Origin of the sequence: Pseudomonas muyukensis (genome assembly GCF_019139535.1) — a bacterium.
GTDB lineage: Bacteria > Pseudomonadota > Gammaproteobacteria > Pseudomonadales > Pseudomonadaceae > Aquipseudomonas > Aquipseudomonas muyukensis.
The window spans coordinates 2,074,656-2,095,813 of sequence record NZ_CP077073.1; the positions used below are offsets into that span (position 1 = coordinate 2,074,656).

Here is a 21,158-nt window from a genome sequence, read left to right on the forward strand (position 1 = left end):
AAAGCTCGCCGCCGTGCGCATTTACAGAAAGCGTCTAATCTAAATTCTCAACTCGGCTTCGGCTGCGGCCGGACGGTCTTCGACAGGACGTTACCCTCATGGCGATGTTGGCGCGCTTCGCACTCCTTTCTCTCGCGGCACTGCTCGCAGCCTGTTCGAGCCGTGCCCCGGCGCCTGCTCCGGCGACCAAGCCGCCGGTATCGTTCAGCCAGCAGCCAGCCTCCTCGCCTGCCGCGGACGATGTGCTGTTCCGCGCCATCGGCCTGGTGGGCACGCCCTACCGCTGGGGCGGCAACACCCCGGACTCCGGCTTCGATTGCAGTGGCCTGATCGGTTACGTCTACCGTGACGCCGCCGGTATCAGCCTGCCGCGCACCACCCGCGACATGATCGTGATGCGCGCGCCGAACGTGGATATCAACGCCCTGCAGTCGGGCGACCTGGTGTTCTTCGCCACCGGCGGCGGTTCGCAGGTCAGCCATGCCGGCATCTACGTGGGCGAGGGGCGCTTCGTGCATGCGCCATCCACCGGCGGCACCGTGCGCCTGGACTACCTGTCCAGCAACTACTGGTCGCGCGCCTACCTGCAGGCCAAGCGCGTGTTGCCGCCGGGCCACTTGGCGCAGAACCCCTGATTCAGGCGGGTTCGCCCTTGAGCGGGGCAGCCCGCACTATTCTTCTACCGCTGCTCCCGGCGCTGTGCCGGTCAGGATGTCTGTCCCATAACGACATCCCTGGAGCGGTTCATGAGCACCATCAAGGAACGGGTCGAGCGCAGCCTCGTCGCACTGGACGCCGGGCGGCCGCTGGCGGCCCTGGTGGACGAAATCATCCGCGAGTATCCCGATCCCTACCTTTTGGCGAACCGGGAGGCGGCTCGCCTTCTGGCCAAGCACACCGGCAAGGCGATGGATCCGCGTTTTGTCTGGTGGCATCAGTTCGACAGCGGTAGCAGCAGCCCGCGTACCTTCAATGGCTGGAAGCATTCCGGGGTACCGACCAGGTCGATGCGCCTGGCCGAGCTGGTCATCGAGCGCTTCGATGTGCAGTTCCAGGATGTACCCGACCAGCTCGATCAGGTCGGAGGCTTCTACCGGCAGGACGCGCGGGTAGGCCGGTTCGATGAGCGCAATGAGGTTCGCTTGCTGGGGCGCGAGGTACAAAAGGACCTGTGGGCGCTGGATTTCGCCGGGGTCTACCGGGCTGCGATCGAGCGTTTCTGGTCCGGCCATGGCCGGCATTTTCGGGTCATCAGCAAGATCAACCTCCTTGGGCAAGCCGCCAAGGCCCTGGACAACGGCCAGCTCAGCCAGCTCGACTGGCAACGGCTGCGGGCGGTGGCGGCGGATGGCCTGGCGCCGGGTGTATTGCCCACCCTGGCGTTGTTGCAGCAGGACGCGACCCGTTCGCCGCTGACCGTCAGCCGCTATGTGTTTGGCGCGGCCGATCGCGGTAGCTTGTACCGACTGACGGCCGCGGATGGGCGTGTGGTCCTGTACATGCCGTGGTCGCACGAAGCCGTGCGTGGTTTCGATGGCGAACTGGCCATGGCGCGCTGGCTGCGTCAGCACCTGCAATCGGCTCAGGCGCTGCAGGCATTTGTCGACGGCGCGCACGCCAATCCGCGAGATGACAGCGGCAGGCGGCTGATCAAGCTGCACCTGCAAGGCATTGCCGACAGTCGTTCCGACGAGATGGCCAGGGTGGCGCTCACGCTGTTCAAGCGTGAGCCGGGCAAGCCGTTGTTCGAGGTGCTGGCCGATCAGGCTGCGATCGAAATGCAGCAGACTGCCGAGGTCATTCAGAGCAATGCCGACCTGCGCAAGGCGATGTGGCGGGGTTACCTGTCGGCCTTTCTCAAGGTATTCGGTGGTTTCGCCCCCCTGGGCTGGCCCATGAGCCTGACGCTGCTGGGGGCCGGGCTAGGCAAGGTGGGGCTGGATGTGGATGCCGCGGTCCATGCCGTGGGCGAGCAGGCCCGTCGCAGTGCGCTGCGCGACGCCATGCTCGACAGCCTGTACACGGCCTTGAACTTGGTCGATATCAGCTTCACTTCAAGCTTCGCCTCGTTGGCTTACGACGCGCCGCCCCACGAGCTCAGGGCGTCGCTTGGGCAATGGGCTGGGGTGCGTAGCGCCACCTTGCCGGTTGAAGGGCTGGAGGCCAACACGCTGGTGGCCAGTGAGCTGGTGCACAGTGGCCGTTTGCGTGGCGTGCGCGTAGGCGCTGATGGCAGTTGCTGGATTACCCTCAACGGCTTGATCTATCGGGTGCGTTATAGCCATGAGTTGTCTGTCTGGCTGATCGTGCCGCCGGACAACCCGTTCGCGTTCACCGCGCTGCATCCGGTGCGCCTGAGTGAGGAGGGCGAATGGGAGCTGTTGGAACCGCCACGGGGGCTGTCTGGGGCCCCTTCGGCACAGGCGGAGCTGGCCAGCCTGCGCTCGGAGTTTTGGGATACCTATAGCCGGACAGATCTGTGGCAGAGCGCCAAGCTGTCGACCAAGGCCATCGTGCGGCAGAAGGATGTGCTGATCCAAGCGGGCGTGGCCGAGATTGCGCCCGGCCAGGTGTACGACCTGGATACCCGTGGCCTGCCGTGCGTGCTGGTGGCAGGCAAGCCGGTGTACTCCTACCGCCAGGGTCGGCAGTTTGCCAACGCGTTGATCGAGGATTACACCCACGAGGCTTCGAAGGTCAACGATGTGTTCCGCAACGGTGTCTACATGCATCCAGACATGGATGACTACATCGCCCGCCTTGCCGACACCTTGGAGGCGTTGCCCAAGAACAATGCCGTCACGCTGTATCGCGGTGGTAACGCCGCGCGGGGTACCGGAGGCGAAGGTTATCGCAGTGGTCGCCTGCAAGTGGGCGATATCCTGGTCAACACCGACCTGAGCTCTTTCACCGAGAACCCCTACAAGGCCTGCGAGTTCGCATCGACCAGCAGTGGTGCAGAGGATGATGGCGCGATAAGCGTGTTCGATGACAGCTCGGTGATCTTCGAGTTGCCGGCGCAGCGTTATCAGGGCGGCACACCGATCAGCCCATTCTCTGTTTACCCGATGGAAGCGGAAACCCTGTTTTTGCCGGGACATTACTTTCGAATAGAGGGGTTGCAGCAAGCATACGGGGAGGGCTATCGCTTCATTCATGTGCAGCTGGCCCGCGTGGCCGAGCCTGGTACGGCGCTTGTGCATGACCTGCGGACCGGCCAACCTTTCAACCAGGAGGTCTACCGCGGGCGCTTCAGGAGCCAGGCGGTGGTGGACCGGTTTTTCCCGCCGGCATTGGCCAGCGCTGAGGCGTAGCGACTCGTCGTGGTGTGTCTTCAGGCCTGCTTGAGCAGCAGCGCCACGCCGGGGAAGTACTGCCCCAGCTCGTTGTGCAGCTTGCGGTAGGCGTAGGGGAAGTACCAGGCGATCGCGCAGGCGGTGTGTTTCTGCAGGTCGTCGACCAGGTCCTGCAGTTCCTCGGGGCTGGCGTGTTGTCCGGCCTTCCACGGGGTGACGAACAAGGCCCCGGCCTTGAGCTGGCTGGCGTAGGCGATCGCCTTGGCCTGGTTGGCGCTTTCCTGCAAGGCCGCCGCCAGGTCGAGGCGGGCGATGCGGGGCCAGCGTTGACTGGCGTGCAGGTGGATCGAGTCCTCGGCATTGCCGATGAACAGGTCGCCGCGCGCCTCGCGCTCGCCGTCGTCACGCTGTTTCTTGCTGGTGTACTGCTCCAGCGCCACTAGCTCGGCCTGCCAGGCCGCTGCCGCGAGCAACCCGGTGTTGGCCGCGGCGCCATGCCAGTAGGGGGCTTCGTTGTCGCCCTGGAACTGGTTGAAGCGGTCGATGCAGTCGACCCAGCGTTCCAAGGCTGGGCGCAGGAACTCCAGGCGTGGGTTGTTGATGATCAGGCCTTGCATGCTGCGCGCTCCTTGTCATTGTGGTCGCGGTCGGTCGCGGTAATGGCTATGTGATATCACTGCTTTGAGTGTGGCACAAGCTGGCGGATCGGCCATTGATCCAGGCCAGATCGGTCCACGCTCGATTGACGCTCCTGATGCAACCCTCTAACCTTCGCGGCGTGTTTCAGGTGCCCTGCGAGCCGTGGCTCGGCAGGGTGAAACTGGGAAGCCGGTGGGCGCCAAGCAAGGTGCGAGTCCGGCGCTGCCCCCGCAACGGTAGGTGAGTCAACGACCGCGCACGGCCACTGGGTTATCGCCTGGGAAGGCGCGCGGCCTGGGCCTGGCCCGCTCACAAGCCCGGAGACCGGCCTGCAACTGCCAACGGCATCACGGAGGGTGATGCGCTCAGCGATGTGGCCTGCGCCACGGCCCCTGCGCGCTCTCCGTCTGCCTGCCTTTCACCTGTCGCCCCACGCGGCAGCCTGCGGAGAACCCTGATGAGCGAATCCACCGAGCGCGACGAACGTCACCTGGCGCGCATGCAGCGCAAGAAGGCGATCATCGACGAGCGCATCGCCAATTCCCCCAATGAATGCGGCCTGCTGCTGGTGCTGACCGGCAACGGCAAGGGCAAGAGCAGCTCGGCCTTCGGCATGCTCGCCCGCGCCTTGGGCCACGGCATGCAGTGCGGCGTGGTGCAGTTCATCAAGGGCCGCAACAGCACCGGCGAGGAGCTGTTTTTCCGGCGCTTCCCCGAGCAGGTGCGCTACCACGTGATGGGCGAAGGCTTCACCTGGGAAACCCAGGACCGTCAGCACGACATCGCCGCCGCCGAGGCCGCCTGGGGGGTGTCGCGCCAGTTGCTGCAGGACCCGTCGGTGCAGTTCGTGGTGCTCGACGAGCTGAACATCGCCCTCAAGCACGGCTATCTGGACCTCGATCAGGTGCTGGCTGACATCCAGGCGCGCCCGCCGATGCAGCATGTCATCGTCACTGGTCGCGCTGCCAAGCCGCAGATGATCGACCTCGCCGACACCGTGACCGAGATGGGCATGCTCAAGCATGCCTTCCAGGCCGGCATCCGCGCGCAGAAGGGCGTCGAACTGTGAGTGAACCACGCCACTGCCCGGCGGTATTGATCGCAGCGCCCGCCTCCGGCCAGGGCAAGACCACCGTCACCGCCGCCCTGGCGCGCCTGCACCGTAACCTCGGGCGCAAGGTTCGGGTGTTCAAGTGCGGGCCGGACTTTCTCGACCCGATGATCCTCGAGCGAGCCAGTGGCGCGCCGGTGTACCAGCTCGACCTGTGGATGATTGGCGCCGACGAGAGCCGTCGCCTGTTGTGGCAAGCGGCCGCCGAGGCCGACCTGATCCTGATCGAAGGGGTGATGGGGCTGTTCGATGGCACGCCGTCCAGTGCCGACCTGGCGCGGCACTTCGGCGTGCCGGTATTGGCGGTGATCGATGGCACGGCCATGGCCCAGACCTTCGGCGCCCTGGCCCTGGGCCTGGCGCGCTATCAGCCCGACCTGCCGTTCGCCGGGGTACTGGCCAACCGGGTCGGCAGCCTGCGCCATGCGCAATTGCTCGAAGGCAGCTTGACCGAAGACCTGCGCTGGTATGGCGGCTTGTCCCGCGAGCGCGGCATCGAGTTGCCCAGCCGTCACCTCGGGCTGGTCCAGGCCAGCGAGCTGAACGACTTGGACGCCCGCCTGGATGCCGCCGCCGAGGCCCTTGGCGCCAGTTGCGATGCCGCCTTGCCACCGCCGGTCAGCTTTGCCGCGCCCGAACCGCAACGGCTTTCACCGCTGCTGGCCGGGGTGCGTATCGGCGTGGCGCGCGACGAAGCCTTCGCCTTCACGTATGGCGCCAACCTGGACCTGCTGCGGGCGCTTGGCGCCCAGCTCGAGTTCTTCTCGCCACTGCACGAGCAGGCCTTGCCTGTGGTGGACAGCCTCTACCTGCCGGGTGGCTACCCGGAACTGCATCACCATGCGCTGGCGGCGAATGCGCCGATGCTGGAGGCGATCCGTGCTCACCACGCCCAGGGCAAGCCATTGCTGGCCGAGTGTGGCGGCATGCTCTATCTGCTCGAGGCGCTGACGGATGTGGCCGGTGGGCGTGCGCCCCTGCTGGGGCTGCTGCCGGGCGAGGCGACCATGCAGAAGCGCCTGGCGGCCTTGGCCTTGCAGGCCGTCGAGCTGCCCGAAGGCACCCTGCGTGGCCACACCTATCACCATTCGCTGACCAGCACCGAGCTGGCGCCGATCGCCCGCGGCCTGAGCCCCAACGGCGGGCGCGGCAACGAAGCGGTGTACCGTATGGGCCGACTGACCGCCTCCTACGTGCACTTCTATTTTCCCTCCCACCCCGAGGCGACGGCGGCGCTGTTGCGACCATGAGCGAACACGCCTACAGCGCCGCGGAACGTGCGGCAATCTACCGGGCCATCGGCGAGCGCCGCGACATGCGCCATTTCGCCGGCGGCGAAGTGGCGCCTGAACTGCTCGGGCGCCTGCTGGCCGCTGCTCACCAGGCGCCCAGCGTCGGCCTGATGCAGCCCTGGCGCTTCATCCGCATCAGTCAGCGCGCGTTGCGCGGGCGCATCCAGGCACTGGTGGAGGAGGAGCGGGTACGCACTGCCCAGGCCCTGGGCGAGCGCTCCGATGCGTTCATGCAGCTCAAGGTCGAAGGCATCAACGACTGCGCCGAGGTGCTGGTGGCGGCATTGATGGACAACCGCGAAGCGCATATTTTCGGGCGCCGCACCTTGCCCGAGATGGACCTCGCTTCGTTGGCCTGCGCCATCCAGAACCTGTGGTTGGCGGCGCGCGCCGAAGGCCTGGGGCTGGGCTGGGTGTCGCTGTTCGACCCGCAGGCGCTGGCGGATCTGCTGGGCATGCCGGCAGGCGCCAAGCCGATGGCGGTGCTGTGCCTGGGGCCGGTGAACGCGTTCTACCCGGCACCGATGCTGGTGCTGGAGGAGTGGGCCAGCGCCCGGCCCTTGAGCGACATGCTGTACGAGAACCAATGGGGAGAACGCGCTTGAGCATGGCCTTGCTGACCGTGGCGGGTGTGGCCCTGGATGCCTTGCTGGGCGAACCCCGGCGGCGCCATCCGCTGGTGGGCTTCGGCAACCTGGCCAAGCGCCTGGAGCAGCGCTTCAATGCCGGCGGCCGTGGCTGGCGCAGCCATGGCGTCAGCGCCTGGTTCCTGGCCGTGGTGCCGCTGACCCTGGCGGCGTTGATCCTGTCCTGGCTGCCCTATATGGGTTGGCTGGTGGATGTGCTGGCGCTGTACTGCGCCTTGGGCCTGCGCAGCCTGGGCGAGCACGTGCTGCCGGTGGCCCAGGCCCTGCGCCAGGGCGACCTGGACGAGGCGCGGCGGCGGGTGGGCTACCTGGTCAGCCGCGAAACCGCTGAGCTGGACGAGCCGGCCGTGGCCCGGGCAGCCACCGAGTCGGTACTGGAGAACGGCAGCGACGCGGTGTTCGCCGCGCTGTTCTGGTTCATCGTCGCCGGTGCTCCAGGGGTGGTGCTGTACCGCCTGAGCAATACCCTGGATGCCATGTGGGGCTACCGCAACGAACGTTTCGAGCGCTTCGGCTGGTGCGCGGCGCGGGTCGACGATGTGCTCAACTACCTCCCGGCCAGGCTGGTGGCGCTGACTTACGCGGTGTTGGGCAGCACGCGCCTGGCGCTGGCCTGCTGGCGCAAGCAGGCGCCGTTGTGGGACAGTCCCAACGCAGGCCCGGTAATGGCGGCGGGCGCCGGGGCGCTGGGCGTCGAGCTGGGTGGCCCGGCGGTGTACCACGGTCAATTGCATGAGCGGCCGCGCCTGGGCGAAGGGCCGATGGCCGACGCCGACGCCATCGAGCGCGGCTGGAACCTGGTGCAGCGCGGTGTATGGCTGTGGTTGTTGGTAATTGGCCTGGGAGCCTACCTGTATGCTTGAACACGGTGGCCGCCTGCTGCGGGCGGTGAAACAGTACGGCATTGCCCGGGAGCAATGGCTCGACCTGTCCAGCGGCATTGCGCCCTGGGCGTATTCGGTCGCGGCGATACCGCTGGACGCCTGGGCGCGTCTGCCGGAAACCGAGGACGGCCTGGAGCAGGCAGCACGGCGCTACTACGGGGTCGAGCAATTGCTGGCGGTGGCGGGGTCGCAGGCTGCGATCCAGGCGCTGCCGCTGCTGCGCCCGGCTGGGCGGATCGGCGTGTTGTCGCCATGCTATGCCGAGCATCCGCATGCCTGGCGTCGTGCCGGGCACACCCTGGTCGAGCTGGACGACAGTCAGGTCGATGCTGCCCTCGACAGCCTGGACGTGCTGCTGCTGGTCAACCCCAACAACCCCACCGGCCGCCGCGTGCCCCGCGAGCGCCTGCTGGCCTGGCATGCCCGCCTGGCCGCCCGTGGCGCCTGGCTGGTGGTGGACGAAGCGTTCATGGACAACACCCCGGCGCACAGTGTGATTCGCCAGGCAGGGCAGGCGGGTTTGATCGTGCTGCGCTCGTTCGGCAAGTTCTTCGGCCTGGCCGGTGTACGGCTGGGCTTCGTCGTCGCCCCGGCCGAGGTGCTGCAAGGTCTGGCCGAGTCGCTGGGGCCGTGGACCGTCAGCGGCCCGAGCCGGGTGGTGGGGCAGGCCTGCTTTGCCGATGAGCTTGCGCACCTGATGCAGATCGCCCGTTGCCGCGCCGCCAGCGAACGCCTGGCCAGCCTGCTCGAAGACGCCGGCCTGGCGCCTGCTGGCGGCTGCGACCTGTTCCAGTACGTGGCCGACGAGCGCGCCGTGCAGTTGCATGAGTTTCTCGCCCGTCGCGGCATCCTGGTGCGCCTGTTCGAGCAACCCGCGGCGCTGCGCTTTGGCTTGCCCGCCCGTGTCGCCGACGAGCAACGCCTGGCCCAGGCCCTGGCGGACTACCAGAAGGAATCGGCATGACCACCCTCATGGTGCAAGGCACCACGTCCGATGCCGGCAAGAGCACCCTGGTCACCGCGCTGTGCCGCTGGCTGCTGCGCCAGGGCGTCGGCGTGGTGCCGTTCAAGCCGCAGAACATGGCGCTCAACAGCGCGGTGACCGCCGACGGCGGCGAAATCGGCCGCGCCCAGGCGGTGCAGGCCCAGGCCTGCCGGCTGGCGCCGCACACCGACATGAACCCGGTGCTGCTCAAGCCCAACAGCGACACCGGCGCCCAGGTGATTGTCCATGGTCGCGCGGTAACCTGCATGAACGCCGTCGCCTACCACGACTACAAGGCCATCGCCATGCAGGCGGTGCTGGCCTCCCACGCGCGCCTGCAGCAGGCCTACCCAGTGGTGATGGTCGAGGGCGCGGGCTCTCCGGCCGAGATCAACCTGCGCGCCGGTGATATCGCCAACATGGGCTTTGCCGAGGCGGTCGACTGCCCGGTGATCCTGGTGGCCGACATCAACCGCGGCGGGGTGTTCGCCCACCTGGTCGGTACCCTCGAACTGCTGTCCTCGAGCGAGCAGGCGCGGGTCAAGGGCTTCGTCATCAACCGATTTCGCGGTGACCTCGCCCTGCTGCAACCAGGCCTGGACTGGCTTGAGCTGCGCACCGGCAAGCCGGTGCTGGGCGTGCTGCCCTATGTCACCGACCTGCACCTGGAGGCCGAGGACGGTATCGACACGCGCCAGGGCGAGAAGGGCGAGCGCTTGCTCAAGGTGATCGTCCCGGTGCTGCCGCGCATCAGCAACCACACCGATTTCGACCCGCTGCGCCTGCACCCGCAGGTGGATTTGCAGTTTATCGGCCCAGGCCAGCCAATCCCGCCCGCCGACCTGATCATCCTGCCCGGTTCCAAGAGTGTGCGCGGCGACCTGGCGCAATTGCGCGCGCGGGGTTGGGACACGGCCATCGCCCGGCACCTGCGCTATGGCGGCAAGCTCATCGGTATCTGCGGCGGCCTGCAGATGCTCGGCCAGCAGGTGCACGACCCGCAGGGGCTGGAAGGGCCGGCGGGGTCCAGCGCGGGGCTTGGCCTGTTCGACTACAGCACCGTCCTGGAAGCTGAAAAGCAGCTGCGCAACGTATCCGGCCAGCTCGAGCTCGAACAGGCAGCGGTAGCGGGCTATGAGATCCATGCCGGGGTCACCAGCGGGCCAGCCCTGGAGCTGCCTGCCGTGCAACTGGCCGATGGCCGCTGCGATGGTGCCATCAGCGCCGATGGGCAAGTCCTCGCCACCTACTTGCATGGCCTGTTCGAGGGCAGCCAGTCGTGCGCCGCGCTGTTGCGCTGGGCCGGGCTGGCCGAGGTCCAGGCCATCGACTACGAGGCGCTGCGCGAGCGTGATATCGAGCGCCTGGCCGACCTGGTCGAGCAGCACCTGGACACCGCGCGCCTGCGCCAGCTGTGTGGGGTGCGTGGCCATGCATAGCCTGATTCTCGGCGGCGCCCGCTCGGGCAAGAGCCGCCTGGCCGAGCAATTGGCCAGCGACAGCGGCCTGCCGGTGACCTACATCGCCACCAGCCAGCCACTGGATGGTGAAATGAACGACCGTGTGCGCCAGCACCGCGAACGTCGCCCGGCGCATTGGCGGCTGATCGAAGAGCCCCTGGCCCTGGCCGCGGTACTGCGCGGCGAAGCCGCCGAAGGGCGCTGCCTGCTGGTGGACTGCCTGACGCTGTGGTTGACCAACCTGTTGATGCTCGAGAACCCCGGGCGCCTGGAGCAGGAGTGCGAGGCGCTGCTCGACGGCCTTGCAACACTGCCCGGCACGCTCATCCTGGTCAGCAACGAAACCGGCCTGGGCGTGGTGCCCATGGGCGAGCTGACCCGCCGTTACGTCGACCTGGCCGGCACCCTGCACCAGGGCGTCGCCGCGCGCTGCCAGCGCGTGGTGCTGACCGTGGCCGGCCTTCCCCTGATGCTCAAAGGACCTGCACTATGACCCAGATGTGGTGGCGTGACGCCTGCCAGCCCCTCGACACCGCCGCCATGGACCAGGCCCGCGCCCGTCAGCAGCAACTGACCAAACCCGCCGGGTCGCTCGGCCAGCTCGAAGGCCTGGCGATCCGCCTGGCCGGCATGCAGGGCCGTGAGCGGCCAAGCCTGGAGCAGGTCGCGATCACGATCTTCGCCGCTGACCATGGCGTGGTGGCCGAGGGTATCTCCGCCTACCCCCAGGCGGTGACCGGGCAGATGCTGCGCAATTTCGTCGGCGGCGGCGCGGCGATCAGCGTGCTGGCGCGCCAGCTGCAGGCCAGCCTGGAGGTGGTCGACCTCGGTACGGTCGACCCGAGCCTGGCGCTGCCGGGCGTGCTGCACCTGCGCCTGGGCGCCGGCACCGGCAACTTCGCCCGCCAGCCGGCAATGACCGACGTCCAGTTGGCCGCGGCGCTGCAAGCGGGGCGCGACAGTGCCCTGCGCGCCCTGGACAACGGCGCGCAGTTATTCATCGGCGGCGAGATGGGCATCGGCAACACCACCGCTGCCGCCGCCCTGGCCAGTACCTTGCTGGGCTGCCCGGCCCATGAGCTCAGTGGCCCTGGTACGGGCCTGGATGGCGCTGGTGTGCGCCACAAGGCCGAAGTGATCGAGCGCGCCCTGGTGCTGCATGGCCTGCGCGCCGACCAGCCGCTGCAGGCCCTGGCCTGTGTCGGTGGCTTCGAGATCGCCGCCCTGGCAGGCGCTTACCTGGCCTGCGCCCAGCAGGGCGTGGCGGTGCTGGTCGATGGCTTCATTTGCAGCGTCGCGGCCCTGCTGGCGGTGCGCCTGAACCGGCAATGCCGGCCCTGGTTGCTGTTCGCCCACCAAGGTGCCGAGCCTGGGCACAAGGCCGTGTTGGCGGCCCTGGAGGCCGAGCCGCTGCTGGCCCTCGGGCTGCGCTTGGGCGAGGGCAGCGGGGCCGCCCTGGCCGTGCCGCTGCTGCGCCTGGCTTGTGCCCTGCACGGGCAGATGGCGACCTTCGCCGAGGCCGCGGTGGCGGACCGCCCGGCATGATCCTCGACCTGCTGCGCCATGGCGAGACCGAGATGGGCGGCGGCCTGCGCGGCAGCCTGGACGATGCCCTGACAGCCAACGGCTGGGCACAGATGCGCCAGGCGGTGGCCGCGGCCGGGCCGTGGGATGTGCTGGTCAGCTCACCCTTGCAGCGCTGCGCGGCGTTCGCCGACGAACTGGGCGCGCGCCTGGGCTTACCGGTGCAGCACGAGGCCGATGTGCGCGAGCTGCATTTCGGCGCCTGGGAAGGCCGCAGCGCGGCGCAGATCATGCAGACCGAAGCTGATGCTCTGGGGCTGTTCTGGAACGATCCCTATGCCTTCACCCCACCGGCCGGCGAGCCGGTGCTGGCGTTCGCCGAGCGGGTGATTGCCGCAGTCGATGGGTTGGCGCAGCGGCATGCCGGCAAGCGCGTGTTGCTGGTCACCCATGGCGGGGTGATGCGCCTGTTGCTGGCGCGGGCCCGCGGTTTGCCGCGCGAGCGGTTGCTGCAGGTCGAGGTCGGGCACGGTGCGCTGGCGCGTCTGGCCTTCGACGACAATGGCCAGTGGCTCGAGGTGGCCTGAGATGCTGCCGTTGTGGATCGCCTTGCAATTTCTCAGCAGCTTGCCGGTGCGCCTGGCGGGCATGCCGGCGCCCCAGGACATGGGGCGCTCGCTGTTGTACTACCCGCTGGTGGGGCTGCTGTTCGGCCTGTTGCTGTGGTTGGCCAGCCATCTGTTGCAGGGCACGCCTGCGCCGTTGCATGCGGCCTTGCTGCTGACGTTGTGGGTGTTGCTCAGCGGCGCGCTGCACCTCGATGGCTTGGCCGACAGCGCCGATGCCTGGCTCGGTGGTTTTGGCGACCGCGAGCGGACCTTGCAGATCATGAAGGACCCGCGCAGCGGGCCGATTGCCGTGGTCACGCTGATGTTGGTGCTGCTGCTGAAGTTCTGCGCGCTGTGGGTGCTGGTCGAGCGCGGCGTTGGCGGGCTGCTGGTGCTGGCACCGGTGGTGGGGCGGGCGGCGCTGCTCGGGTTGTTCCTCACTACGGCTTATGTGCGCCCGGGCGGGCTTGGCGCGGCCTTGGCCGAGCACCTGCCGCGTCGCGCTGGCGTTGCGGTGTTGCTGGGGTGCGCGGTGCTCTGCGTGGCGCTGGGGGGCTGGCCGGTACTGTGGGTGATGCTGCTGGCTGGCGTGGCGTTCGCCTGGTTGCGGCGGTTGATGTGCCAGCGCCTGGGCGGCACCACGGGGGATACTGCGGGCGCACTGCTGGAGTTGCTGGAATTGGTGGTGTTGCTGGGATTGGCGCTATAAGAGCCAGCCCTTTCAAGGTCTTTAGGCGCGAGGGTTGGCGGCATGAAGGCCGCCAGGGGCCGCATTGGCGAAGCAGGCGGCGCGGAGGATGGCACCGGCTTTGCCGGTGTTCGCCGGCAAGGCCGGCTCCTACAGGTTTGCGGCGTACCCCGACCGTAGGCGCCTTGCTGGCGAACCAGGCGCTGCGGTGGATGGCACCGGCTATGCCGGTGTTCGCCGGCAAGGTCGGCTCCTACAGGTTTGCGGCGTACCCCGCCTCGTAGGCGCCAGCCTTGCTGGTGAACCAGGCGCCGCGGTGGATGGCACCGGCTGCGCCGGTGTTCGCCGGCAAGGCCGGCTCCTACGGCGGTTGCGGCCTGCAATACCTGTAGGAGCCAGCCTTGCTGGCGAACCAGGCGACGCGGTAAGCCGGAAATATCTCACTGGCAACTCGGAGCCTTGTCTGGGCCTCTGCGGTTATCCTCGACCACCTCGACCACTTGGAATGTACCCCCATGCACCCCTGGATCCTCGCCAGCCTGCTGGCTCTTGCCGCCATACCTGCCAGCGCCGCCGACCTGATGGATTTCTGGGACACCCCGCGCCATGGCGGCAACAGCTTCAACCGCCTGCCGCCGGACCAGGTCTATTTCGATGCGCTCAAAGGCTATGGGGCCAGTTGGGTGCGCCTGTCCTATGACAAGTGGCGCCCGGCCGGGCGCGATTTTCTGTTAGGCAACGCCGATGATTACCAAGGCTTGGCGGCTGCCGACCTCAAGCAACTCGTCGCGGTGCTCGACCGGGCCCATGCCGCGGGCCTGAAGGTCGTGATCACCCCGCTGTCGCTGCCCGGCATGCGTTGGAGCCAGAACAACCAGGGGCAGTTCGACGACCGCCTGTGGCAGGACAAGCGCTTCTGGACGCAGTCCGCACGCTTCTGGCGCGATATTGCCCAGGCGCTCAAGGATCACCCGGCGATCGCCGCCTACAACCTGATCAACGAGCCCGCGCCGGAGAAACTCGGCGGGCTGACCGAGCATGCGCCGCCTGAGCAGATGCAGCAGTGGTATGCCCGCCAGCAGGACGGCGCGCGCGACCTGCCGGCGCTGTACCGGCAATTGCTGGCGGCAATCCGCGAAGTCGATGACAAGACCCCGGTCATGCTCGATGCCGGCTGGTACGCCGCCGCCGATGCCTTCAGCTATTGGCCCGCGCCGCTGGCGGATGCCCGGGTGCTGTACAGCGTGCACATGTACGAGCCCTATGCGGCCACCAGCGCGCCGAACCTGGCCCGCCAGCGGCCCTATGCCTATCCGGGGTCGGTGCCTTTCGCCGGGCAGGTACAGCCGTGGGACGCGCAGCGGGTAGCCGACTACCTGCAGCAGCCCCTGGACTGGGCCCAGCGCATGGAGCTGCCGCGCTCGCGCCTGGTGGTCGGGGAGTTCGGCTGCATGCGGCGCCTGCCAGGGTGTCGGCAGTACCTGGAGGACGTGCTCGGGGTACTGGACCGACAACAGCTGCATTGGGCGTTCTACAGCTTTCGCGAAGACAGCTGGGACGGCATGGACTACGAACTGGGCACCGCCAAGGTGCCATGGCGCTATTGGCAGGCCATCGACCAGGGCCAGGCCGACCCTCTGCCGCGCCAGGCGACCCCGGCATTCGAGCCCATTCGACGCCGGCTGCAGCCGTGAAACCTGTTGCAACACTCGATATGCGGGTATATACACGTATCCATGCTGACCAGTGAATGTATCTGCACCCACCTGCGTCGTGCCGCCCGCGGGGTGAGCCGGCACTATGACGAAGCCCTGGCCGGTTTCGGGATCAATGTCGCGCAATTTTCCTTGCTGCGTCATGTGCAGCGCCTGGACCGGCCGAGCATTACCAGCCTGGCCGACGCCATGGGGCTTGAGCGCAGCACCCTGGGGCGCAACCTGCGGGTACTGGAGGCCGAGGGCCTGGTGCAACTGGCCGAGGGCGATGATCAGCGTAATCGCCTGGTGCTGCTGAGCGCGGCCGGCAAGGCCCGGTTAGAGGCGGCCCACCCAGCCTGGGAACAGGCCCAGGAGCAGTTGGTGGCGCGCCTGGGCGAAGGGCAGCGGGACGAACTGGTGCACTTGCTGGAACGCTTGGCCTGAATCACCACGACTATAAGCGGGTATATACCCGCATAAACCTTGCGATGTGCCGGAGACGACGACAATGACTTCCCTATGGCGGAGCAGCGGGTGGGTGTTACTGGGGGCGGCTTTGATCCTGGCGTTATCCCTGGGCGTGCGGCATGGCTTTGGCCTGTTCCTGGCGCCGATGAGCGGCGAGTTCGGCTGGGGACGAGGGGTCTTCGCCTTCGCCATCGCCTTTCAGAACCTGATCTGGGGCCTTGCCCAGCCGTTTTCCGGGGCCCTGGCCGACCGGCTCGGTGCGGCCAGGGTAGTGGTCATTGGCGGCATGCTCTATGCCGCCGGGCTGGTGCTGATGGCCCTGGCCGATTCCCCCTGGTCACTGTCGTTGAGCGCCGGCTTGCTGATTGGCATCGGCCTGTCCGGTACCTCGTTCTCGGTGATCCTCGGCGTGGTCGGCCGTGCGGTGGCGCCGGAAAAGCGCAGCATGGCCATGGGGATCGCCAGCGCGGCGGGGTCGTTCGGCCAGTTCGCCATGCTCCCGGGCACCCAGGGCTTGATCCAGTGGCTGGGCTGGTCGTCGGCATTGCTGGTGCTGGGCTTGCTGGTGGCGCTGATCGTGCCGTTCGTCGGTATGCTGCGCGACCGCCCGCTGCCCAGCCATGGTGGCGAACAGAGTCTCGGCCAAGCCCTGCGCGAGGCCTGTTCGCATTCCGGCTTCTGGCTGCTGGCCCTGGGCTTTTTCGTCTGCGGCTTCCAGGTGGTGTTCATTGGCGTGCACCTGCCGGCCTACCTGGTGGACCAGCATTTGCCGGCGACCACCGGCACCACGGTGCTGGCGCTGGTCGGGCTATTCAATATCGTTGGTACCTACACGGCCGGCTGGCTGGGTGGGCGGATGTCCAAGCCGCGTCTGCTGACCGGCCTCTACCTGTTGCGAGCGGTGGTGATCGTGCTGTTCCTGTGGGCGCCGGTGACGCAATACAGCGCCTACCTGTTCGGTATCGCCATGGGCCTGCTGTGGCTGTCCACGGTGCCGCTGACCAACGGCACCGTGGCCACCCTGTTCGGCGTGCGCAACCTGTCCATGCTGGGCGGTATCGTGTTCCTGTTCCATCAGCTGGGGGCCTTCCTGGGCGGTTGGCTGGGCGGCGAGGTGTATGACCGCACCGGTAGCTACGAGCTGGTCTGGCAGTTGTCGATCCTGCTCAGCCTGCTGGCCGCCGCGCTCAACTGGCCGGTGCGCGAACGCCCGGTGGCGCGGTTGCAGGCCCAGGCCGCATGAAGCGCCTGCTGCTAGGCGTGGCGGCATTGCTGGTGCTGGCCTTGGTGTGGTGGGGCTGGCAGGCGAGCGGGTTGGCGCTGCTGCAGTTGGGCATGAGCCTGTGTTAGGGCTACCCTGCACCTGAATGCATGATTCGCAGGAGACCGACAATGCACGCACGCTGGCTGATGCTACCCATCCTGGCCCTGGCCGCCACCTCGAGCTGGGCGGCGGATTGCCCGGCCCTGCTCCAGGGCAGCCTGCCTGAATTGCGCGGCAAGGAGCAGATCGATCTGTGCCAGCGCTTCGCCGGCAAGCCGCTGGTGGTGATCAACACCGCCAGCTACTGTGGCTTTGCCCCGCAGTTCGAAGGGCTCGAAGCCACCTACCAGGACTATCACGGCAAAGGCTTGGAAATGCTCGGCGTGCCGTCCAACGACTTCAAGCAGGAAGACGCCGACAGCGAGAAAACCGCCAAGGTCTGCTATGCCAACTACGGTGTGACCTTCAGCATGACCAAGGCCCAGCCGGTGCGGGGCAAGGGCGCGATCCCTCTGTTCGTCGAGCTGGCCCGGCAGAGCAGCGCGCCGAAGTGGAATTTCTACAAGTACGTGGTGGACCGCAAGGGCAAGGTGATCGGCAATTTCTCCAGCCTGACCAAGCCGGATGATCCGGCGTTCCGGGCGGCGATCGACAAGGCCATTGCCTCCCAGCCTTGAGCCCGGTTGCCACGCAGGCATGAAAAAACCGCCACGAGGGCGGTTTTTTCATGCGGCAAGTGACACTCAGAAGCGGTAGGTCAGCGAAGCACCAACGCCGTGGGCGCTGTTTTCGTACTTGGCCTGGTAGCTGCCCTTGAGTGCGCCTTCCTGCAGGCTGTGCGGACGGTTGTTGACCTTGGTGTCCTCTTCCCACAGGTAGGAGTAGGCCACGTCGATGGTCATGTCGTCGGTCGGGCTCCAGCCGGCACCGATGCTGAAGATCTTGCGATCGCCAGTAGGAATGCGCGGGGAGCGGTTGGTGTTGTTGGTCGGCGACTGGTCAACCGAGAAACCGGTACGCAGGGTCCACTCCTTGTTCACCTTGTAGGAGGCGCCAATGGCGTGGGCCCAGGTGTCGTGCCAGTTCTGCTCCTCGGTGATGGTCCCGAACTGCGCGGCCAGCGGACCTGAGATCTCGTTGTTGACCGTGATGTTTTCCAGACGGCTCCAACGGGTCCAGGTGCTGCCTGCGTACAGGGTCCAGTTGTCGTCCAGCTCATGGGTGACCGAGAAGTCGACCGATTCCGGGGTCTTGATCTTCAAGGTGGCGTCGTACTTCTGCCCAGTCTGCCCAAGCAACGGGTAGTTGAGCATGGTCTTGCCTTCGAGCTTGTAGTCGACCATCGAGTGGTAGGTCAGGCCGACGCGGGTGCGATCAGTCGCCTGGACCAGGATACCGATGTTGTAGCCAACCGCGGTGTCGTCGCCCTTGATCTTCACTTCGCCATCAGCCGGACGCAGCGGCGAGATACTGGCCAGGTTCGAGCCCAGTTCGCCCTTGATGCGGTTGATGGTCGGACCGAAACCGATCGAGACCTTGTCGTTGAACGCATAGCTCACGGTCGGCTGGAAGGTCACGACCTCGACATGGCTCTTTTTACCCCAGTAGCGCGCGGCATCGTCGCTACCGTAGTCGGTGACCAGGCCGAATGGCACGTAAACGCCGAAACCGACGCTCCAGTGGTCATCGATCGACTTGACGTAGTAGCCCATCGGTACACCGACCACAGGCACCATGTCACCGTCTGTTTCCCCCCCCTTGCTGCTGCCTGGGCCCGAAATATCGGACTTGGCAATCACAGCGGCACCACCGACGGTCATCTGGTCGCGCTTGAGGCGCGACATGCCCGCCGGGTTGCCGTACACGGTGCTGGCATCTTCGGCAGAAGAAGAACGACCCGCGAAACCTGTCCCCATACCGCTGACGCTTTGTTCGTTCAGGGCGAAACCACTGGCGAGCAATTGGCTGGAAGCGAGGGCAACGGCAATGCCGAGAGAGGTTTTGAGCATTACTTTTTTCATTATTAGAAACTCCTTGGGATCTCCGGGGCGAAAAGCTATCAACAAATGCCGCTCCACGCTATAGGCGCAAACACTGGAGATAGAGCGGTTTTGTAGGACAATCCGACCAAAATTCCTTTTTTTCGCGGTAGAGGGGCGGGTGTTTTCAGGACGCCAGAACCTGAACCGGCTCGATGCAGTGCCGCCAGGCCTGGGTGAAATCGCGCAGGCGGCCCTGTGGGTGGAAGGTTTGCCGCCAGATCCGCGCCAGGCCCAGCAGGTCGTCGGCGGCCGGCAATGGCACGGCCTGTTCCTCGATGAGCATCCAGGCGATGGCGGTGGCGTAGCGCAGGTTTACCGTCAGTTCCAGGTGCGGGCCGCCCAGGAAGGCGTGCTGGCTGGCCAGGCCGCGAACCAGGCTGGCCAGCTCTGGGTCGCGGGCCAGGAACTGGTCCCACAGGCAGCGGTGGCGCTGCTCGCCAATACGGTACAAGCCATGGCCGCGTCGGTCGTGCAGGGCCGAGCCCAGGGCTGATTGACTGGCGGCAACGCCCAGTAACAAAGCTTCGGCGCTGTCGCAGTGACGATCCAGATAAAGCAGGGTCGGTCGGATCACATATTGACTCAACTCGTTCGCAGCGATGCCCATGATGGCCTCTGGCTAAGAAGGACCGACGGGCGCTGGAGCTTGGCAGCTGGTGAGTGGTCAGGCCCGCCGGAAGCGGCAAGCGCCGCTCGAGTTGAAGTGTAGTGTGATAAGCGTGGTGTAAAGGGCTGTTTTTAAATCGATTGCTGTCTGAGGGCGCGGGCTATATGCCCGCTGGCAATTAAGCCAATTGCCTTCAGACAGGCTGTTGCGTGACCTATTCATGGCGTGAATTACCCGCCATTCATTCATGCGGTCAGCGACTGGCGGGTACGATCGATCACCGCTTGCAAGGGTTCTGCCCGGTTGTATTGGTCCGGGTAGAGACGCTCGCTGTGGCAGGCGATGCCGTGTTCGTCGACCAGGGTGAAGCTGAAGCTGCCCTTGCGCGGTGCGACGATCAGGCACTTCAGTGGGGCGAAGGCCTGGGAAAGGGTGCCGAAGGCAGCCTGGATTTGCTGATGGTTACTCATATTGTTGGATGTTCCTGCGTAAGACACGGTATTCGATCCGTGCACAATAGAAACGTTCCAGTGACATCTTTATTAAGGAGACGCAGAACCTGACTGGAACAGGGCAGCCAGAGGGGCGCATGCATAAGTGGGCGCTGGGCTGACTGGTAGGTACGACAGAAGGCAGGCAGCACACCGGGGCCAGGGTTCTAGGCACCGGGGGAGATCCTGATCAATCTGAAATCGTGATTCGCGCAGGGCAGGGATTGCCAAGTGAATCATCGAATGGGCCGGTCCGGTGAGGCAGCGCTTACGCGTGTCGGCGTGCGGCTGCGGGGACACAAATGGCCAGAATTGACTTTCAGCTGGGTACTAACAGGGCGCAACCCTACACGAACATTGCTGGGTTGGCAACTGTTTACTTTATTTTCGCGAAGCCGACCATTATGGCGGCAATCGCGGCTGCTGTGAAGAGGGTGAACAGCCCCAAGACGGCTCCGCCTATGCCGTTTTCGTGCGGCGCAGGGCCACTGGCCAGGGGACTTGTACACATTCGAATGGGGACTTGTAACCCTCTTGCAACATCCTGTGGACGCTTCGCCAATGACTTGACTGAAAGCTTAAGTCAATGAAAAAAAACACTAATTTCTGCTGGTGAAAAAATCGACAGTTTGACTGAAAGCCCCATTTCACAGGGGTTTGCGGCCTGCGTGAAGGGGTTGTCCACCGAGTTATCCACAGCTTCTGTGGATTGTCCCGGGGGCTTGCTCTAGGACGGGCGTGCCAGCTATTTCATCTGGTGTCCGACAATCGGATGGCAATAGGGTGGCCGGCATTTCCAGGCAGGAAACGTCAAGAAAAAAACATCGGTTTTTTTTCAGTTCAGCCATAAGTCGAAGGCGCCACTGGCGGCAAAAAGGAGTAGAGTGGCGCGCCTTTCGAGTCACCAACGCTGTCGGTCATGAAGCTTCGCGGTAAACACCTCGTCCCCTCGGTTGCAGCCCCTTCGTTGCCCTCTCCCAAACGGTTTTCCCTGAAAGTGGCCTTGTGGCTGCTCGACAGCCCGCGCCTGGGCGACAAGCCCAGCGTCAAGCACCTGGCCGGGCGCATGCTCAAACAGCCGGCGCGCCAAGGCGTGGTGGTGGCCCAGAGCCGCCTGGGGCAGATGCTCTGCCGTGATTGCGGCAACGCCCGGGACCGGCGCATCGGCCATGAACTGCTGCGCCAGGCTGCCCGTGCCGGTGACCGGCGCGCCCAGTTGGAGTACGGCCGCCTGTGCCAGGCGCAGGCGCCGGAGCAGGCCCGCTATTGGCTGGAACTGGCGGCCGGGCAGGGCTCGCAGGAGGCTCGGCGGTTGCTGCGCCAGCTTTAGCGTTGCAGGCGCAGGGCGGTTCGCCTGCAAGGCAGGCGTGGTGGCGGGCAGCCGAGCTGATAAGCTGCACGGCAATCGTCAATGTTCGTTCGGGGTAGGCATGACAGTGGATCTGACCAGCATTC

At 66.2% G+C, this 21,158-nt stretch carries 21 protein-coding genes and 1 riboswitch; of the genes, 17 read left to right on the top strand and 4 right to left on the bottom strand.

The features are described 5' to 3' along the window. Nucleotides 1-98 precede the first annotated feature (98 nt). Nucleotides 99-635: a C40 family peptidase gene (locus KSS95_RS09325; RefSeq protein WP_217853408.1), complete on the top strand. Its 537-nt coding sequence runs from the start codon at nt 99-101 to the stop codon at nt 633-635. A 111-nt stretch (nt 636-746) separates the two neighbouring features. Then, complete coding sequence (locus tag KSS95_RS09330) at nt 747-3,314, top strand: dermonecrotic toxin domain-containing protein (RefSeq protein ID WP_217853409.1); 2,568 nt, start codon at nt 747-749, stop codon at nt 3,312-3,314. A 20-nt stretch (nt 3,315-3,334) separates the two neighbouring features. Here the strand turns inward: KSS95_RS09330 and KSS95_RS09335 are convergent, their stop codons facing one another. Further along, complete coding sequence (locus KSS95_RS09335; protein ID WP_217853410.1) at nt 3,335-3,913, bottom strand: hypothetical protein; 579 nt, start codon at nt 3,911-3,913, stop codon at nt 3,335-3,337. 151 nt (nt 3,914-4,064) lie between these two features. Continuing rightward, nucleotides 4,065-4,282, top strand: a riboswitch (cobalamin riboswitch). A 110-nt stretch (nt 4,283-4,392) separates the two neighbouring features. On the opposite strand from KSS95_RS09335, the gene cobO reads away from it, so the two are divergent. The 14 genes from cobO to KSS95_RS09405 all read left to right on the top strand — a co-directional run bounded on the left by cobO (nt 4,393) and on the right by KSS95_RS09405 (nt 17,240). Further along, nucleotides 4,393-5,004 carry a cob(I)yrinic acid a,c-diamide adenosyltransferase gene (gene cobO / locus KSS95_RS09340; protein WP_217853411.1) on the top strand — a complete coding sequence of 204 codons (612 nt, stop codon included), beginning with the start codon at nt 4,393-4,395 and terminating at the stop codon, nt 5,002-5,004. Then, nucleotides 5,001-6,296, top strand: coding sequence for a cobyrinic acid a,c-diamide synthase CobB (locus tag KSS95_RS09345; protein ID WP_217853412.1), 1,296 nt, complete (start codon nt 5,001-5,003; stop codon nt 6,294-6,296). The genes cobO and KSS95_RS09345 overlap by 4 nt, the downstream gene beginning before the upstream one ends. After that, on the top strand, nt 6,293-6,943 hold the full coding sequence (bluB, locus tag KSS95_RS09350; RefSeq protein ID WP_217853413.1) for a 5,6-dimethylbenzimidazole synthase: 651 nt from the start codon (nt 6,293-6,295) through the stop codon (nt 6,941-6,943). The genes KSS95_RS09345 and bluB overlap by 4 nt, the downstream gene beginning before the upstream one ends. Nucleotides 6,944-6,945: 2 nt before the next feature. Continuing rightward, nucleotides 6,946-7,848: an adenosylcobinamide-phosphate synthase CbiB gene (gene cbiB, locus KSS95_RS09355; RefSeq protein WP_217853951.1), complete on the top strand. Its 903-nt coding sequence runs from the start codon at nt 6,946-6,948 to the stop codon at nt 7,846-7,848. Further along, nucleotides 7,841-8,833: a threonine-phosphate decarboxylase CobD gene (cobD, locus tag KSS95_RS09360; RefSeq protein ID WP_217853414.1), complete on the top strand. Its 993-nt coding sequence runs from the start codon at nt 7,841-7,843 to the stop codon at nt 8,831-8,833. The genes cbiB and cobD overlap by 8 nt, the downstream gene beginning before the upstream one ends. Continuing rightward, complete coding sequence (locus KSS95_RS09365) at nt 8,830-10,293, top strand: cobyric acid synthase (protein WP_217853415.1); 1,464 nt, start codon at nt 8,830-8,832, stop codon at nt 10,291-10,293. The genes cobD and KSS95_RS09365 overlap by 4 nt, the downstream gene beginning before the upstream one ends. Next, the gene (gene cobU, locus KSS95_RS09370; RefSeq protein ID WP_217853416.1) at nt 10,286-10,807 is read left to right on the top strand and encodes a bifunctional adenosylcobinamide kinase/adenosylcobinamide-phosphate guanylyltransferase; all 522 of its coding nucleotides are present in this window, start codon (nt 10,286-10,288) and stop codon (nt 10,805-10,807) included. Before KSS95_RS09365 ends, cobU begins: the two co-directional genes overlap by 8 nt. Continuing rightward, on the top strand, nt 10,804-11,859 hold the full coding sequence (gene cobT / locus KSS95_RS09375) for a nicotinate-nucleotide--dimethylbenzimidazole phosphoribosyltransferase (protein WP_217853417.1): 1,056 nt from the start codon (nt 10,804-10,806) through the stop codon (nt 11,857-11,859). The genes cobU and cobT overlap by 4 nt, the downstream gene beginning before the upstream one ends. After that, nucleotides 11,856-12,425, top strand: a complete 570-nt coding sequence (locus KSS95_RS09380) for a histidine phosphatase family protein (protein WP_217853418.1) — start codon at nt 11,856-11,858, stop codon at nt 12,423-12,425. The genes cobT and KSS95_RS09380 overlap by 4 nt, the downstream gene beginning before the upstream one ends. Before the next feature lies 1 nt (nt 12,426). Further along, nucleotides 12,427-13,155 (top strand): adenosylcobinamide-GDP ribazoletransferase, encoded by a 729-nt coding sequence (locus KSS95_RS09385; RefSeq protein ID WP_217853419.1) that lies wholly within the window; start codon nt 12,427-12,429, stop codon nt 13,153-13,155. A gap of 560 nt (nt 13,156-13,715) precedes the next feature. Next, nucleotides 13,716-14,828: a glycoside hydrolase family 5 protein gene (locus KSS95_RS09390; RefSeq protein WP_225935584.1), complete on the top strand. Its 1,113-nt coding sequence runs from the start codon at nt 13,716-13,718 to the stop codon at nt 14,826-14,828. A gap of 42 nt (nt 14,829-14,870) precedes the next feature. Continuing rightward, nucleotides 14,871-15,275 carry a MarR family winged helix-turn-helix transcriptional regulator gene (locus KSS95_RS09395; protein WP_217853421.1) on the top strand — a complete coding sequence of 135 codons (405 nt, stop codon included), beginning with the start codon at nt 14,871-14,873 and terminating at the stop codon, nt 15,273-15,275. Between the two features lie 64 nt (nt 15,276-15,339). After that, nucleotides 15,340-16,542, top strand: a complete 1,203-nt coding sequence (locus tag KSS95_RS09400) for an MFS transporter (RefSeq protein WP_217853422.1) — start codon at nt 15,340-15,342, stop codon at nt 16,540-16,542. A gap of 149 nt (nt 16,543-16,691) precedes the next feature. Beyond that, nucleotides 16,692-17,240, top strand: a complete 549-nt coding sequence (locus KSS95_RS09405) for a glutathione peroxidase (protein WP_217853423.1) — start codon at nt 16,692-16,694, stop codon at nt 17,238-17,240. A gap of 66 nt (nt 17,241-17,306) precedes the next feature. Here KSS95_RS09405 and KSS95_RS09410 read toward each other — a convergent pair whose 3' ends face one another. The 3 genes from KSS95_RS09410 to KSS95_RS09420 form a co-directional block, all read right to left on the bottom strand. Then, nucleotides 17,307-18,584: an OmpP1/FadL family transporter gene (locus KSS95_RS09410; RefSeq protein WP_217853424.1), complete on the bottom strand. Its 1,278-nt coding sequence runs from the start codon at nt 18,582-18,584 to the stop codon at nt 17,307-17,309. Between the two features lie 145 nt (nt 18,585-18,729). Further along, nucleotides 18,730-19,212, bottom strand: a complete 483-nt coding sequence (locus KSS95_RS09415) for a hypothetical protein (RefSeq protein WP_217853425.1) — start codon at nt 19,210-19,212, stop codon at nt 18,730-18,732. A gap of 245 nt (nt 19,213-19,457) precedes the next feature. Further along, a complete protein-coding gene (locus tag KSS95_RS09420; protein WP_134691870.1) occupies nt 19,458-19,682 on the bottom strand; it encodes a hypothetical protein in 225 nt (74 codons plus the stop codon). Nucleotides 19,683-20,622: 940 nt separating this feature from the next. Between KSS95_RS09420 and KSS95_RS09425 the strand changes: the two genes are divergently transcribed. Beyond that, a complete protein-coding gene (locus tag KSS95_RS09425) occupies nt 20,623-21,033 on the top strand; it encodes a tetratricopeptide repeat protein (protein WP_217853426.1) in 411 nt (136 codons plus the stop codon). Nucleotides 21,034-21,158 lie beyond the last annotated feature (125 nt).

Coding starts and splice junctions, on each gene's coding strand:
- KSS95_RS09385 (WP_217853419.1), top strand. CDS start 12,427: ATGCTGCCGTTGTGGATCGCCTTGCAATTTCTCAGCAGCTTGCCGGTG.
- cobD (WP_217853414.1), top strand. CDS start 7,841: ATGCTTGAACACGGTGGCCGCCTGCTGCGGGCGGTGAAACAGTACGGC.
- cobO (WP_217853411.1), top strand. CDS start 4,393: ATGAGCGAATCCACCGAGCGCGACGAACGTCACCTGGCGCGCATGCAG.
- KSS95_RS09420 (WP_134691870.1), bottom strand. CDS start 19,682: ATGAGTAACCATCAGCAAATCCAGGCTGCCTTCGGCACCCTTTCCCAG.
- KSS95_RS09390 (WP_225935584.1), top strand. CDS start 13,716: ATGGATTTCTGGGACACCCCGCGCCATGGCGGCAACAGCTTCAACCGC.
- KSS95_RS09325 (WP_217853408.1), top strand. CDS start 99: ATGGCGATGTTGGCGCGCTTCGCACTCCTTTCTCTCGCGGCACTGCTC.
- KSS95_RS09405 (WP_217853423.1), top strand. CDS start 16,692: ATGCACGCACGCTGGCTGATGCTACCCATCCTGGCCCTGGCCGCCACC.
- cobT (WP_217853417.1), top strand. CDS start 10,804: ATGACCCAGATGTGGTGGCGTGACGCCTGCCAGCCCCTCGACACCGCC.
- cbiB (WP_217853951.1), top strand. CDS start 6,946: ATGGCCTTGCTGACCGTGGCGGGTGTGGCCCTGGATGCCTTGCTGGGC.
- KSS95_RS09425 (WP_217853426.1), top strand. CDS start 20,623: ATGAAGCTTCGCGGTAAACACCTCGTCCCCTCGGTTGCAGCCCCTTCG.
- bluB (WP_217853413.1), top strand. CDS start 6,293: ATGAGCGAACACGCCTACAGCGCCGCGGAACGTGCGGCAATCTACCGG.
- KSS95_RS09410 (WP_217853424.1), bottom strand. CDS start 18,584: ATGAAAAAAGTAATGCTCAAAACCTCTCTCGGCATTGCCGTTGCCCTC.
- KSS95_RS09330 (WP_217853409.1), top strand. CDS start 747: ATGAGCACCATCAAGGAACGGGTCGAGCGCAGCCTCGTCGCACTGGAC.
- KSS95_RS09395 (WP_217853421.1), top strand. CDS start 14,871: ATGCTGACCAGTGAATGTATCTGCACCCACCTGCGTCGTGCCGCCCGC.
- KSS95_RS09380 (WP_217853418.1), top strand. CDS start 11,856: ATGATCCTCGACCTGCTGCGCCATGGCGAGACCGAGATGGGCGGCGGC.
- KSS95_RS09415 (WP_217853425.1), bottom strand. CDS start 19,212: ATGGGCATCGCTGCGAACGAGTTGAGTCAATATGTGATCCGACCGACC.
- KSS95_RS09365 (WP_217853415.1), top strand. CDS start 8,830: ATGACCACCCTCATGGTGCAAGGCACCACGTCCGATGCCGGCAAGAGC.
- KSS95_RS09400 (WP_217853422.1), top strand. CDS start 15,340: ATGACTTCCCTATGGCGGAGCAGCGGGTGGGTGTTACTGGGGGCGGCT.
- cobU (WP_217853416.1), top strand. CDS start 10,286: ATGCATAGCCTGATTCTCGGCGGCGCCCGCTCGGGCAAGAGCCGCCTG.
- KSS95_RS09335 (WP_217853410.1), bottom strand. CDS start 3,913: ATGCAAGGCCTGATCATCAACAACCCACGCCTGGAGTTCCTGCGCCCA.